This is a genomic window from Frankia sp. CgKIO3, assembly GCF_977946435.1.
In genome coordinates, this window is sequence record NZ_CDWTMO010000106.1 from 1 (window position 1) to 14,781 (window position 14,781).

13 protein-coding genes are annotated in these 14,781 nt (G+C 68.7%); 12 read left to right on the plus strand and 1 reads right to left on the minus strand.

Annotated elements, in window-relative coordinates; genetic code table 11:
- Positions 1–534: 534 nt before the first annotated feature.
- On the plus strand, positions 535–1,272 hold the full coding sequence (locus AC08OJ_RS12995; protein WP_476594770.1) for a phosphoglyceromutase: 738 nt from the start codon (positions 535–537) through the stop codon (positions 1,270–1,272).
- A 214-nt stretch (positions 1,273–1,486) separates the two neighbouring features.
- Here AC08OJ_RS12995 and phoU read toward each other — a convergent pair whose 3' ends face one another.
- Entirely contained in the window at positions 1,487–2,134 is a 648-nt protein-coding gene (gene phoU / locus AC08OJ_RS13000; protein WP_462187953.1) for a phosphate signaling complex protein PhoU, read from the minus strand.
- Between the two features lie 329 nt (positions 2,135–2,463).
- On the opposite strand from phoU, the gene AC08OJ_RS13005 reads away from it, so the two are divergent.
- The 11 genes from AC08OJ_RS13005 (at position 2,464) to AC08OJ_RS13055 (ending at position 14,738) form a co-directional block, all read left to right on the plus strand.
- Positions 2,464–3,735 carry a sensor histidine kinase gene (locus tag AC08OJ_RS13005; protein WP_476595850.1) on the plus strand — a complete coding sequence of 424 codons (1,272 nt, stop codon included), beginning with the start codon at positions 2,464–2,466 and terminating at the stop codon, positions 3,733–3,735.
- A gap of 117 nt (positions 3,736–3,852) precedes the next feature.
- Entirely contained in the window at positions 3,853–4,533 is a 681-nt protein-coding gene (locus tag AC08OJ_RS13010; RefSeq protein WP_476593467.1) for a response regulator, read from the plus strand.
- Positions 4,530–5,630 (plus strand): Ppx/GppA phosphatase family protein, encoded by a 1,101-nt coding sequence (locus tag AC08OJ_RS13015; RefSeq protein WP_476593468.1) that lies wholly within the window; start codon positions 4,530–4,532, stop codon positions 5,628–5,630. The genes AC08OJ_RS13010 and AC08OJ_RS13015 overlap by 4 nt, the downstream gene beginning before the upstream one ends.
- Before the next feature lie 270 nt (positions 5,631–5,900).
- Positions 5,901–6,845, plus strand: coding sequence for a sugar phosphate isomerase/epimerase family protein (locus AC08OJ_RS13020; protein WP_476593474.1), 945 nt, complete (start codon positions 5,901–5,903; stop codon positions 6,843–6,845).
- Positions 6,846–6,945: 100 nt separating this feature from the next.
- The gene (locus AC08OJ_RS13025) at positions 6,946–7,743 is read left to right on the plus strand and encodes a class I SAM-dependent methyltransferase (RefSeq protein ID WP_476595851.1); all 798 of its coding nucleotides are present in this window, start codon (positions 6,946–6,948) and stop codon (positions 7,741–7,743) included.
- Positions 7,744–8,145: 402 nt separating this feature from the next.
- Positions 8,146–9,804 (plus strand): acyltransferase family protein, encoded by a 1,659-nt coding sequence (locus AC08OJ_RS13030; RefSeq protein ID WP_476595852.1) that lies wholly within the window; start codon positions 8,146–8,148, stop codon positions 9,802–9,804.
- Positions 9,805–10,034: 230 nt separating this feature from the next.
- Positions 10,035–10,832 (plus strand): pyrroline-5-carboxylate reductase, encoded by a 798-nt coding sequence (gene proC / locus AC08OJ_RS13035; RefSeq protein WP_476593471.1) that lies wholly within the window; start codon positions 10,035–10,037, stop codon positions 10,830–10,832.
- 120 nt (positions 10,833–10,952) lie between these two features.
- Complete coding sequence (locus AC08OJ_RS13040; protein WP_003948845.1) at positions 10,953–11,051, plus strand: 30S ribosomal protein bS22; 99 nt, start codon at positions 10,953–10,955, stop codon at positions 11,049–11,051.
- A gap of 256 nt (positions 11,052–11,307) precedes the next feature.
- Positions 11,308–12,177, plus strand: a complete 870-nt coding sequence (locus tag AC08OJ_RS13045) for an SAM hydrolase/SAM-dependent halogenase family protein (protein ID WP_476593472.1) — start codon at positions 11,308–11,310, stop codon at positions 12,175–12,177.
- 321 nt (positions 12,178–12,498) lie between these two features.
- A complete protein-coding gene (locus tag AC08OJ_RS13050) occupies positions 12,499–13,539 on the plus strand; it encodes an NAD-dependent epimerase/dehydratase family protein (protein ID WP_476593475.1) in 1,041 nt (346 codons plus the stop codon).
- Positions 13,540–13,634: 95 nt separating this feature from the next.
- Complete coding sequence (locus AC08OJ_RS13055; protein ID WP_476593473.1) at positions 13,635–14,738, plus strand: lysophospholipid acyltransferase family protein; 1,104 nt, start codon at positions 13,635–13,637, stop codon at positions 14,736–14,738.
- Positions 14,739–14,781: the final 43 nt, after the last annotated feature.

Genomic DNA, 14,781 nt, shown 5'->3' on the forward strand with positions numbered 1-14,781 from the left:
ACCTAGGTCGCCGTGGCGTGCCTCGGCCGGGCCCGCGCACGGTTCGGCTGTGGCCCCCGGCCCGCGCGGGTGGCCTGGCTGTTCCGGCCGGCTGGTGTCAGGAGCGTCCCAACAACGCGCGCGGAAAAGCCGTTGCGATGCGCCCCTGGGTCCGCGTAGCGTCACGGGTACACGAGAAGGGAGGTGGTCCAGGCTTTGTGTGCTCATAGGACTCGTGAGGTGGCTGTCCGCTAGCCGGTCTCGTGGTCCTCACCTCTAGCCGGGTGGCCCATGGGCACCGGCACCGGCGAGAACCAGGCAGACACCCGACCTCCGGGCGCCGTCGCAAGTCCCGACGGCCCGCCTCTGCTTCGCGCGGCGGCGGAGCGCCCGGGGGTCGTTCAGTTCCGGATGAATCCCTGTCGTGCCGCCGGATTCCTGTCGTGCTGCCGCGTGACAACCGGTCTCCGGCACGACCGGCCCCGAGCCGGGGAGTCACAGGCAACAACCGGCAATGCTGGCCGAGCGGGCCGCCGAGCGGGCAGGATCTCGGGTATGCCGACGCTCGTCCTGCTCCGCCACGGTGAGAGCATTTGGAACCGCGAAAACCTGTTCACCGGCTGGGTGGATGTTGATCTTTCCGAGAAGGGTGCCAAGGAGGCCACTCGCGGGGGTGAGCTGTTGCGGGAGTCCGGCGTCCTGCCGGACGTGGTGCACACGTCCCTGCTGACCAGGGCGATCCGCACCGCCTGGCTGGCGCTGGATGCCGCCGGGCGCACCTGGGTTCCGGTTCGCCGCACCTGGCGACTCAACGAGCGGCACTACGGCGGCCTGCAGGGCCTGAACAAGGCGGAGACGCTGGAGAAGTTCGGCGCGGAGCAGTTCCAGCTCTGGCGTCGCTCCTACGACACGCCGCCGCCGGAGATCGGTCCGGAGCAGGTCAGCGGGGTGGACGAGCGCTACGATGACCTCGCCCCCGACATCATCCCGCGGACCGAGTGCCTCGCCGACGTCGTCGCCCGGATGCTGCCCTACTGGTACGACGCGATCGTGCCGGACCTGCGGACCGGCCGCACCATCCTGGTGGCGGCGCATGGCAACTCGCTGCGTGCCCTGGTGAAGCATCTCGATCATATCAGCGACACCGACATCGCCGGGCTCAACATCCCCACTGGCATCCCGCTGCGCTATGAGCTGGACGACCAGCTGGGTGTGGTGAGCTCGGGGTACCTCGACCCCGACGCCGCGGCGCTCGCCGCGGCCGCCGTCGCCGCGCAGGGCACCAGGAAGTAGTCGGAAAAGTAATCGAGAAGATAGTCGAGACTAAAAATAGTCGGGACTATAGCCATATAGTCCCGACCGAGTCCTATAGTCCTGACCGGCCCGTGCCACCGTCGCGGGCCATCTCGGGCAGCCGCCATAGCGTCGGCGGGATGCACGCGGGGAACCGTCGGGCCGTGCGTGGGGGCCACGCGCGCGAGGCCGGGGGCGGATCCCCCGGGTGCCCTCACGTGCGGCTGGAATCTCCGGTGACCAGGTAGAGCACCCGGCGGGCGACCGAGACCGCATGGTCGGCGTACCGCTCGTAGTAGCGGCCGCAGAGAGTGATGTCGATCGCCGCCTCCATCCCGTGCGGCCAGGGCTTCTCGATCAGTATGTGGAACAGGGCGCGGTGCAGCCCGTCCATCGCATCGTCGTCGGCCTCCAACTGCTTGGCGAGGTCGGTGTCCCGGCTGGCGATCACCGATCCGGCCTTCGCGACGATGCGCTGCGCGACCTGCCCCATCTCCAGAATGGTCGCACGAAGCTCCGGCGGGATCGCCCGGCCCGGATAGCGCCGACGGGCGACCTTCGCCACGTGCAGGGCGAGGTCGCCCATCCGCTCCAGGTCGGCGACGATCCGCAGCGTGGCCACCATCATCCTCAGATCGGTGGCGACCGGGGCCTGTCGGGCCATCACGTCGAAGGCCCGCTCCTCGATCTCGTTGCGCAGCAGGTCGACCGTCTCGTCTCCGCTGATGACGTTTTCGGCGAGTTGGAGATCGGCGTCGAGGAGAGCGGTGGTGGCCCGGGCCATGGCCGAGGCGACCAGGTTGGTCATCTCGATCAGGGACTGGTTGATGCTATCGAGTTCGTCGGTGAAGGCGTCCCGCACGGACGGCTCCTTCTCATTCGGTGGCGGATCGAGGGGTCAGAGATCCTGAGGGATTGACTTGATCATGATGGTCCTGGGTACTTGCGTCGCTCCGGCTCTGACGATGATGCGGACCTCTCGCTCTCTGGTGAACTTTGGCGATGGGTCTGATGAACAGCTAGCGACGATCGGCGGTGGAGGCTTGCAGAGCAATACCTAGGTGGCATGCGGACACCTAGCATGCGGCGAGTGGGTGACAGGTCGGCGGATGCCATGACAACCGGTACACACCGCATCCGCAGCTCGTGCAGGTCGGCAGGCCGTGCAGGGTGAGTGGACGATGGTGGACGATGACAGCAGTGCCTGGAACAGCCGGTTCGACGACTGACTCGACGACTGACCTGACGACTGGTTCGGCGTCCGGCGGGGACACCGGCGGCATGACGTTGCCGGCGAAGCTCGTGCGTCGGGTGATCGCCGGCCTGCCGACCGGTCTGCTCGTCCTCGACACCGCGGACCGGGTGGTCCTGGTGAACACGGTCGCGCGACGCATGGGTGTGGTCGCCGCCGACGAGATCGCGGTGGCGGAGCTGGCCGATCTCGTCCGGGCCACCCGGCTCGCGGGCAGTGACCAGGAGCGGCAGCTCGAGCTGCCGCCCGTCCCCGAGCCCCCCCTCACCCGTCCCCGACCGGACCAGGAGGGGCTGGCGGTGCGTGCCCGGGCCCGGCTGCTGGACTCGTCCGGTCATGTCGCCGTCATCGTGGATGACATCACCGAGTCGCGTCGGGTCGAGGCCGTCCGTCGGGACTTCGTGGCGAACATCAGCCACGAGCTCAAGACACCGGTCGGTGCGTTGCACGTCCTTGCCGAAGCGGTCGCCGCGGCCTGCGAGGACCCGGTGGCAGTCCGCCGGTTCGCCTCCCGGATGACTCACGAATCGGCCCGGCTCGCCCGTCTGGTTCAGGAGATCATCGATCTCTCCCGGCTGCAGGGCGCCGATCCGCTGCCCAACCTGCGGCCGATGCGGGCGTCCGCGGTGCTCACCGAGGCGGTCGACCGCACCCGGCTGGCAGCGCAGGCCCAGGCGATCTCGGTTGTGGTGATCGGCGACGATGACCTGCCGGTGTGCGGGGACGAGGGCCAGCTCGTGACCGCCGTCGCGAACCTGCTCGACAATGCGATCAGCTACTCGCCGCGTGGCACCCGGGTCGTGCTCGGGGTCCGGCGCAGCGGTGGGACCGTGGAGATCTCCGTCGCCGACGAGGGCATCGGGATCGCGGAGAAGGACCTGGAACGGGTCTTCGAACGTTTCTATCGGGCGGATCCGGCGCGATCCCGCGCGACCGGTGGGACCGGCTTGGGGCTCGCCATCGTCAAGCACATCGCGACCAATCACGGCGGCGTGGTCTCCGTGTGGAGCGCCGAGGGCGCGGGTTCCACCTTCACGCTCCGGCTGCCGCTGTTCACCGGCGACGATGACGATGCGATGACGGACGGCCCGGACGAAACCCGCGAGGATGACGGGGTGGATGGCTTCGACGTCGTCGGGGTCGGTGCCGACGCCCGCGGTCGGGGCGATGGTGAACATCATGGCGATGATGAACTCGGTGGCGGTTCGTGAACGGTGAACGGTACTGGTCATGACCAGTGAACGCGGCGGGTCCATCCGTCCCATCGACAGTAACAGGAAGCGGTCCGGGTCGGCCGGTCCGTCCAACGTAACAAGGGGAGCGAACAGGTGACCCGGCTGCTCGTGGTCGAGGACGAGGAGTCCTTCTCCGACGCGTTGTCGTTCATGTTGGAACGGGAGGGCTTCGAGGTGGGAGTCGTCGCCGACGGCCCCAGCGCGCTGGCCGAGTTCGATCGGCGGGGGGCTGATCTTGTGCTGCTGGACCTCATGCTGCCGGGCCTGTCGGGCACGGAAGTGTGCCGGACCTTGCGAACCCGTTCCACTGTGCCGATCATCATGCTGACCGCTCGGGATAGCGAGATCGACAAGGTGCTCGGGCTGGAACTCGGAGCGGACGACTACGTCACGAAGCCGTTCTCCGCCCGGGAACTGGTGGCGCGGATCCGCGCGGTGCTGCGGCGGCGGTCGGAGAACGAGGAGGTGGGGGACGCGACGTTGGAGGCAGGCCCGGTCCGGATGGACGTTGAGCGCCATGTCGTCACCGTCGACGGGACCACGGTCACCCTGCCGCTCAAGGAGTTCGAGCTGTTGGAGATGTTCCTGCGCAACGCGAGCCGGGTGCTGACCCGGGGCCAACTGATCGACCGGGTCTGGGGGTCGGACTACGTCGGCGACACCAAGACCCTGGATGTCCACGTCAAACGACTGCGGACAAAGATCGAGCACGAACCCGGCAACCCGCGGCACCTGGTGACCGTTCGGGGACTGGGATACAAGTTCGAGCCGTGACCCCGGCGGTCGCGGCCGGAGGGAACGGTGAAGAGGTGCTCGGTGGCGTGTGTCCGGGTGCGTGGTTTCCGAAGATCGTGGCGCAGCCCGACGCCGCTGTCGCTCCGGGACGGCAGGCGGCCGCGGTGAGTCCGCTCCCGGCGGGTCCACATCCCGGTCCGATACGCCTTGGTGTGATCGACATCGGCTCGAACACCGTCCACCTGCTTGTCGTGGACGCGCGCCGGGGCGGCCAGCCACAGCCGGCCGCCAGTGTGCGCGTGCCGCTGCGGCTGGTGGAACTGCTCGACGCGGACGGGGCGCTGGACGCCGCCGGAGAGCGCGCTCTGACCTCCTGCATTCTGGACATGCGCCAGCAGGCCGACGCGCTCGGGGTCTACGACCTGGCGGCCTTCGCCACGTCGGCGTTGCGGGACGCCACCAACGGAGAGGCGGTCCTGCGCCGGGTGGGCGAGGCCACCGGGGTCGCCATCGGCGTCCTGCCCGGGGAGGAGGAGGCCAGGTTGACCTTCCTCGCCGTCCGCCGGTGGTTCGGCTGGAGCGCCGGCCGGTTGCTGGCGTTGGACATCGGCGGTGGTTCCCTGGAGATCGGCGCCGGCATGCACGAGGATCCCGAGGCGGTCACATCCCTGCCGCTCGGCGCGAGCCGGCTGACCCGGGACTGGCTGGTCCCGAGCGACCCGCCCAAGCGGTCCGAGCTCAGCGAGCTGCGCCGTTATGTCCGGTCCCAGATCGCGCCGATCGTGGGCACGATCTACCCCCTGGGGGAGCACACGAGGGCGGTGGCGACGTCGAAGACCTTCCGGTCGCTGGCCCGGATCGCCGGTGCGGAGCCCTACAGCCGCGGTCCCTATACCCGCCGGGTGCTGCGCCGGGACGACCTCGCGGAGGTGACGGCCAAGGTGTGCCGGATGTCGGTCGAGGAACGCGCGGCGCTGCCGGGCGTCTCCGCCTCCCGGGCGGCCCAGCTGGTCGCGGGGGCGGTTGTCGCGGACGAGGCTCTCGGTCTGTTTGCCATCCACGAGGTGGAGATCTGCCCCTGGGCCCTGCGTGAAGGGGTGATCCTGCGCCGGCTGGACTGGCTCACCTCATCCTGACGCCGGAGCGATGAATTCCCTTTACCCAGCGGAGGATGACATGGGCGTTGCAGAAAGTGCTTTCGAGGTGCGTAATTGCCTGATGTGGCCGTTCTCACGGGCGATAGGGGGGTTCCAACCGTCATCCCGCGAATGTCTGTGCGGGCGGGCCCGCGGAGATGGCCTAGCCTGGGAGAGAGGTCGGTCATGACGGCCAACCCCCGGCTCGCGCGGCAGGGAGACGGATTGCAGGCATGGCGTGACGACGCGCGGTCGGTGGCGCCGACCGCGATGGCTCCCGCCCCGATCTCGTCCGGCAGGGCCGCGGGCGGTCCGGGGCCCGGCGGTGGCGGCGGCTGTGGTGGTGGCGGTGGCTCCTCGCCCGTTGTCCCGCGCGGAGCGCCCGAGCTGGTCACGACCGCTCCGGGTGCCCGCGTGGCGCTCTCCACGGCTTCGACCTATCCCGAGTCCACCGCCTCGGCCTTCGAGATGGCGGCGCGGCTGGGGTATGACGGGGTCGAGATTATGGTCTGGACCGATCCGGTCAGCCAGGATCCGCAGGCGCTGAAGCGGCTGATGGACTATCACGGCATCCCGATTCTGGCCATTCACGCGCCGTGCCTGCTGCTCACCCAGCGGGTCTGGGGTACGGATCCATGGGCGAAGCTGGTGCGGGCCCGTACCGCGGCTGAGACGCTCGGCGCGTCGACGGTCGTCGTCCACCCGCCGTTTCGCTGGCAGCGGGACTATGCCCGCGAGTTCGTGACGGGCATCGAGCGGATGGCCGGCGAGACCGACATCCGCTTCGCGGTGGAGAACATGTTCCCGCTGCGGGCGCGGGGGCGGGAGGTCTCCGCCTATGCCCCGGACTGGTCCCCGGTCGAGGATGACTACGCGCATGTCACCCTCGACCTGTCGCACACGAGTGTGTCCCGCTCGGACCCGCTCGAGATGGCCGAGCTTCTCGGCGAGCGGCTGGTCCACGTGCATATGGCCGATGGTCTGGGCTCGGCCAAAGACGAACATCTCGTCCCCGGTCGTGGCACGCAGCCCTGTGCCGAGCTGCTCGAACTGCTGGCTGCCGGCGGTTTCGCCGGCACCGTGGTGGTCGAGATCAATACCAGGCGGGCCGAGTCGCGCGCCCAGCGCGAGGCCGAACTCGCCGAGGCGCTGGCGTTCACCCGTCTGCACTTCGCCGCACCGTCTGCCGCAGGACTCCGTTCCACCTACGGCTGATCCACTGATAGCTGACCCACCGACAGCTGACCCACCGACAGCTGACCCACCGACAGCTGACCCGCGTCCGGGGCTGACACCGTTCCCGTGGATCGCCGCTATGGTCGAGTGCCACCATGGCGGAGTGTCCGTCCCTTCTGGTCGTACCCTCACCGGCTCGCTGTTCGACCCGTTGGCGGATGCCTACGCCGCGGCCAGGCCGAGTTATCCCGACCACATCTTCCGTGACGTCGAGCGGTTCCTCGGGCGGCCGCTGCGCGGCGCGGACGTGCTTGACGTCGGCGCCGGGACCGGCATCGCCACGCGCCTGCTGATCGGCCGGGGCGCGCGGGTGGTACCGGTGGAACCCGGGCCGAACATGCTGGCGCGGTTGCGCGAGCGGAGCCCCGGACTGCCCACGGTGCGCGGGGACGGGGAGGCGTTGCCCTTCCGGAACCAGGTTGCCGACCTGGTCTGCTATGCCCAGGCATGGCACTGGGTACATGTGCCGACCGCCGCGGCCGAGGCCGCCCGCGTGCTGCGGTCCGGCGGAGCCCTCGCCGTGTGGTGGAACGACGTCGACGCCGAGGAGTACCGGTGGTGGCAGCGCCAGCAGGAACGGCTCGAGCGGATGAACCCCGGCTATCACCGCGGGTACCGTGCGCGACCGTTCGCCGACGAGCTGCGGTGGACCGGCCACTTCAGTGAGGTCGTCACCCTGACCGGCCGGTGGCGGCGCCGGATTAACATCGATGACTACCTCACGTGGCAGCGGTCGAAGTCCTACGTCGCGGCCATCGGCGATCGCCTCGGCGATTTCCTTGACGCGGAGCGTCGCACGATGCTGCGCGCCTTTCCTGACGGTGTCGTCGTCGAGCCGTTTCGTACGCTCCTGGTGATTGCCCAGGTTCCCGAGTAGCGCGCGGGAGAGACGGCGTGGGCGCCCCTGCCGCGGCTCTCCCAGCCGGCGATCCCCCCCTTTTCTCTGACGCACCGTGACGCCATGGTTCGGCCGATGTGTCTTCGTAATGAACCGTGCGCACAGCGTCGCTTTTTTTGGTGTGACGTTGTTTTGTGGCCACTGGTACCCGTCTCGTCCTGAATTTTCCGATCCGTTAGTCTTGCGTCATTCGCACAGTGGTGTCTGACTTCGCTGGCGTAGCGGAGTGATACGGGTACCCGCGTCCGGGCCATTGGTCCGACCGGAGGCGTGGTTCGGGAGCGACTCACGCTCGGGTCACCGCGGCACCGTGCGGTCACTCTGAGTGTCGGGCGTCGGTGCCGGGACTGCCGGCGCCCGCTGGAGGAGGCGACGGTCATCATGCGGCTTGCTCCGCAGCAGACTGAGGCGACAAGGATAAAGCGCGACGGCACCCCGGCCGGCTGGGAGCCGCCGGCCGGACCCTCCATGCCGGCCGGGCCGGCCGAGCCCTCGGCGGCTGCCGCCGCGGCGAAGTTCGCGTACAACCCGGCGCTGGACGGGTTGCGGATCGTCTGTATCTACACCATCCTCGCCGGCTACATGGGCGCGATCCATGCCAGCAACGTCGCCGTCGACGTCTTCTTCGTGCTGAGTGGATTTCTTATCACCGCGCTCCTGCTGACCGAACACAGCCGGACCGGGACGATCTCGGTGAGTCGATTCTTGGTGCGCCGGGCCTACCGGCTGATGCCCGCGATGTGGGTGTACCTGCTCGTCGGGCTCGTGGTGACGGTGGCATTCAAATGGAACGACATCCCCTTCCGGGACGACTACATCGGGAGTGCGCTCTCCGCCTTCTTCAATGTCAACAACTGGTACAAGGTCCTACATCCTGCCGCCGGTGGGCGATGGTTGGCTCATGTGTGGTCCTTGTCCCTGGAGGAGCAGTTCTATCTCCTGTGGCCGGGGCTGTTCCTGATTGTCAGCCGCTCGGACCGGTTCCGGGCGCACCTGCTGAAGATACTTCTCGCCATGATCGTCTTCGCGGCGGTCTGGACCTGGACCGTGGCCGTCGGCGGCGCCCCGCACTCGCGGGTGTACCTCGCGCTGGACACGCACGTCACCCCGCTGCTGATCGGCTGTCTGCTGGCGGTCTGGCGTGACACCCGCCTGTGCGCCCTCGTCGCAGAGGAACCGGGCCTGACCGCGCCGCGCCGCCGCCGGCACGCCCAGCAGATCGGCACGATGACCCCTGTCACGGCGGCGACGGTCGAGCGTTGGCGGGCGGGCCGTCGGATCGCCGATTTCGGCCTCGTCGCGGGAATCGGATTGATCTTCTTCGCCTTCCTTGGGCCGGACAAGGACGGTTATGACGCCAACTGGCTCGACCATGCCGCCTACCTGCCCAGCGCCCTGCTCGGTGCCGTGGTCATTCTGGGCGCCGACCTGCGTCGCGACGCCTGCTGGGTTCGCCTGCTGGGTGGTCCGCGGATGGCTTTCCTCGGAAAGATCACTTTCAGTATCTACCTCTGGCACTATCCGGTGATCTCGGCTGCGAACGGGCAGCTGGTGCCCCGGATCGGGCTGTGGCCGTCGGTCGTCGTGGCGGCGGCGGTCAGCACGTTCATCGCGTACTTCTCGAACCGGTTCGTGGAGAAGCCCGCGCAGCGTGCCCGACCCCCGTGGGCCGACACCCCCCGTGGGCCCGCGCTAGCCGCGATCGGTCAGTCTGATCGGCTGGATCGCGACCGGCCCGGCGATCCGCCCGGGACCCGGTTGCAGGGCGGCTGGTCGGACGACGGTGGCTGGTCGTCGTACGAGGTCGGGTCCGATCAACCGGCGGCTGGCCCGGCCGATGCCGATGAATGGATCGATGAGGGCTACGCCCGTCCTTGGCCGGGGTATGGGTACGGACTCACCGAGACCGCCGACCTGTCGTGGGCGGTGCGAGGCCGGCAGAACGGCGGCAAGGAGGCGCAGCGGCCGGCGGCCACGGACCGCCCATACACCGCCGAAAATAATCTACGATCCTCGATCCGTCGCCGGCCGGCAAGGTGAACGTCACGAGCCCTGGACGCGACACGAGCTCTGGACGGGTCACGAACCCGGCCACTGGGGTGGCCACGAACGCCGGCTCGAGTACGACGGGCGACGCGGAGCCGATCGCCAGTCGGGCTACGGCTGATAGCCCGCGCACGACGGTGGGCCGGGATCCGCGTTCCGCTGGCCGCCCGAGGGCGCCATAACCTCCAGGCCGGGGTAGAAGCGGGTGGAAGGGAAGGATGGTCATGATCGTTACGGTCATGGGGGTGGGACGGCTCGGCGGGGCGATGCTGTCGGGGTTGCTGCGGTCCGGACATGCCGCTCAGGACATTGTCGTGGCCGAACGTGATGCCGACCGAGCTGGTGAGATCGTGGCGAGTCACGGCGTCGAGGTGCAGGCGCCGGCGGTGGCAGCCGCCAAGGCGGATGTTCTGATCATCGCGGTGAAGCCCCAGGACGTCGGGACCCTGCTGGCCGAGATCGGGTCGGTTGTGGCGAACGGGACGCTCGTGGTGTCGTTGGCGGCGGGCATCACCACTGATCTTCTCGAGGAGCGGCTACCTTCGCTTCCCCCAGTAGTCCGGGTGATGACGAACACCCCGCTGCTCGTCGGGGAGGCGATGTCGGCGATCTGCGGGGGCCGCTACGCCGAGGAGGAGCACCTTGCCACGGCAGAGGCCCTGCTGACGCCGGTCGGCAGGGTGACGCGGGTGGCGGAGTCCCAGCTCGACGCGGTGACGGCCCTGTCCGGTAGCGGACCGGCGTACTTCTTCTACCTTGTCGATGCGATGATCGAGGCGGGTGTGCTCCTCGGGCTGCCCCGGACCCTGGCCGCGGAACTCATGACCCAAACCGCTTTGGGCTCGGCGCGGATGCTGCGCGAGAGCGGCGAGCATCCGGCGCTGTTGCGGGAGGCCGTCACCTCTCCGGCCGGGACCACGATCGCGGCGCTGCGGGAGCTGGACCGTCGCGGTGTGCGCGCGGCGCTCATGGACGCCCTGGAGGCGGCGAGCAGTCGGTCGCGGGAACTCGGCCGTGGTTGAGAGCACCCGGGTACCGGGGTACCGGAGCACCTGGGTACCGGAGTGCCCGGGCTCCGATGGTTGCCGGCCGTGGCGGGTAGGCTCGCCCGGTAACTTCCTCAACATAGATCGGTCGGGTACGTGGGTTCTGTCATCAAGAAGCGTCGTAAGCGGATGGCCAAGAAGAAGCACCGCAAGTTGCTGAAGCGGACGCGCGTTCAGCGCCGCAACAAGAAGTAGGCCGCTGACAAGAAGTAGGTAGCGCACCAGTACGCGGGTCGCCCACCGGGGGGTGGGGCGTACCCGGGAGTCCGGTCGCACCCGGAGGTAGTCGGCCGATCCGCGGTCCCCAGCGTCCGGCGTCCACCTCGCACGCCACGAGTTCGTACCGCCATGTCGTCTCGTATCATGTGGCTTTGCGTGCTGTAACTGTTACCGTGTGGCAGGCTGTTTCCCTCGGGTGGCAGCGTGGCCGGCCCGCAGCCAGGGAGACGGCATGACGGGATCGTGGATCAATTTCCTGTCCGACTACGGCGTCGACGATGCCTCTGTAGGGGTGTGTCACGGGGTTATCGCGCGGCACGCCCCGTCGGCGTGCGTCCTCGACGTCTGCCACGCCATCGCGCCGCAGGACGTCGGGCATGCGGCCGTCACCCTGGTCGGCGCGATCGGTTATCTTCCGATAGGGGTTCATCTCGTCGTCGTGGAGCGGCTCGATGCCGACGGTTACACCCGTGGCGTGGCGATCCGGAGCACGGACGGTTCGACCTTCGTCTGCCCGGACAACGGCGTGGCGTCGCTGGCCTGGGAGACGCTCGGTGGCGTCGCCGCGGTGCACGAGATCTCCAACCGGGAGCTGTGGCTGCCGCTGCCCACCGCGGTGTTCCGGGGACGGGACGTCTATGCGCCGGTCGCGGCCCGGCTCGCTGCCGGACTCGCCCTCACCGACGTCGGCCCCCGGCTCGACCCCGGCACGCTCACGCGTTTCCAGCCGCGGGCGTGCAGCGTCGACGACGACCATGTGCACGGCGAGGTCGTGTCCGTCAACCACTTCGGCAACCTCTCGCTCAACATGACCCGGGCCGAGTTGGAGGCCGCTGGCATTCTGTTGGGAGATCTGGTCGAGGTCCGCGCCGGCAACCGCGTCATGCGGCTCACGTTCACGTATACCTACGGCGATGTGCCTCGTGGTGGAGTCACCCTGTGCGAGGATGCGTTGCGTCGGGTGATGATCGCGGTAAACTGTGGGCGAGCGGCCGACCTGCTGCGGCTGCGGCGCCAGGACGCGGTCGTCGTGGCACAACTGCCGAGGAGCCCGTCACCGGGACGCTCCATCCGGGATCTTCCGCTGCCGGCCCAGCGGTGATGCCGGCATCACCGCTGGGCCGGCAGCAGCGGCACCGGGCCTGGCCGGCGTCGATCCTCCTCCGGCTTGGACGGGTTATTTTTTCCCCGTTCTTCGTATTCGATGTGCGCGGCTGGCCTTACGCTGCGCAGTGAGCGGTCGAGGGATGGGCGTACGATGAGCCCACGATCGGACTGCGTGAACCTTCCTCGGCCGGACATCGTGACCTTCGGCCCCGGGGAACGGTGGCGTGCTCCGGTCGGCCTGGTTCGGGCTGCCCGGCCGCCCGGCCATCCGGTCCGGGTGCCGGACTGGACCATGCGGGCGTTGCGGGAGACTGCCATGAGACCACGCCGTGTGTTGGTGACCGGTGTAGCGCGGCCGTTGGGGGCGCAGGTGGCGATGGCGCTCGCGGCTGACCCGGGGGTCGAAGCCGTTGTCGGGGTCGATACCACTGCTCCCACCAGCGACCTCGGGCGGACCCAGTTCGTGCGTGCGGACATCCGGCATCCGTTGATCGCAAAGGTGATTTCTACCACGGAGATTGATGCGGTGCTGCACCTGAACGTGATCCCCACGCCGCTCGGTGCGGGTGGACGGACCGCGATGAAGGAAATCAACGTCATCGGCACGATGCAGCTGCTGGCCGCGTGTCAGAAGGCGCCCAGTGTCACCAAGCTGGTAGTGAAGTCCACGACGTCGATCTACGGGTCGTCCGCTCGCGACCCTGCGCTGTTTACGGAGGACACCGAGCCGCGCGCCCTGCCCACCGGTGGCTATGCCAAGGACGCCGTCGAGGTCGAGGGTTACGTGCGTGGATTCAGCCGGCGACGTCCCGACATCGCGGTAACCGTGCTGCGGTTCACCAACATCCTCGGTCCGCAGATCGACAGCCCGCTCGCGCGCTATCTGGACCTTCCGCTGGTTCCCACGGTCCTTGGCTTCGACCCCCGCATCCAGCTGTTGCACTCCGATGACGCGCTGGCCGTGCTGATGCGCGCGACCCGCGGCGCCCACCCGGGGACGTTCAACGTGGCCGGGGACGGTGTGCTCCTGCTTTCGCAGGCGATCCGCCGAGCGGGTCGGCCGTTCACGCCGGTGCCGTTCCCCATGATCGGGATGTTGGGCGGGGTCGCCCGGCGGCTGCGGCTCGTCGACTTCTCCGCTGAGCAGCTCGACTTTCTCGCGCACGGCCGGGCCGTGGACACGACCCGACTGAAGGAGATCTTCGGTTACCGGCCCCGGTACTCGACGGTGGAGACCTTCGACAGTTTCGTCCGCCAGCGCGGGCTCCGGTTCACCATCGACCACGATCTGATCTCCCGGGCCGAGCACAGGATGCTCGACTCGCTGGCCCGACGCCGGCTGGTGGGAACACGGTGATGGGGGGCGGTTGCGGCCCGCCAGATGCGGGATCGGACAAGGGGGAGGCGGAACACGTGATGGAAGGTGACGAATCCCGGGGTGAAGCGCAGATCATGCCTTGGAAATCCGCCGCGGCCGACCCGGCTTCCCACGACCCGGCTTTTCTCGACGGGGTTTCCCCCAGCGCGGTCTTCCTCGGTCCAGCCGCCGCGGCCGCCGCATCCCCTCGCTCCTCGCTCAACGGTGCCGAGGCGACGCTGACCGACAGCCGGTCGGCGGCGGGTGGGCCGTCCGACCCGACGACGGGTCCCACCGCCGGTGCCGGGCCCGACGGCGGTGCCGGGACGGACGGTGCGCCACCGCCGGTGGCCGAACCCGGTGATCTGGAGACGGCCCTCGCGGGATCGCTGGCCTTCCTGCGGCGGCGCATCACCGGCGACTACGTCGTCGACGAGCACGGGTTTGACCCGGACCTCACCGAACACGTCGTCGCTCCGCTGCTGCGGCCGATCTACCGGGACTACTTCCGGGTCGAGACCCGGGGGCTGGAGAACATCCCGGACACGGGTGGCGCTCTGGTGGTGGCCAATCACTCGGGCACCCTGCCAATGGACGCGCTGATGATGGCTGTGGCCATCCTCGATCATCATCCGGCCCATCGCCACCTGCGCATGCTCGCCGCCGACCTGGTGTTCGCGGTGCCGTTCCTGGCCCCGCTGGCTCGTAAGATCGGCAACACCCTGGCGTGTCAGGCTGACGCGGAACACCTGCTGAATACCGGGCACCTTGTCGGGGTCTGGCCGGAGGGCTTCAAGGGCGTCGGCAAGCCGTTCAGTGAGCGGTACAAGTTGCAGCGGTTCGGGCGCGGAGGGTTCGTCTCGGCCGCGTTGCGGACGGGTGCGCCGATCATTCCGTGCACGATCGTCGGAGCCGAAGAAATCTATCCTATGATCGGCAACGCGAGGTCGCTCGCTCGCCTGCTCGGGCTGCCCTACCTGCCGATTACACCGACCTTCCCGTGGCTCGGCCTGCTGGGGTTCATCCCGCTTCCATCCAAATGGATCATCGAGTTCGGGGAGCCGGTCCCGACGAAGACGTACACCGCTGAGGCGGCGGACGACCCGATGCTGGTGTTCGAGCTCACCGACCGCATCCGGGAGACCATCCAGCACACGCTGTACAGCCTGCTGATGCAGCGCCGCTCGGTGTTCTTCTAGGTTCTTTCCCGGCACCGAAGGTGCTCTAGGCTTGTCTTCCGCA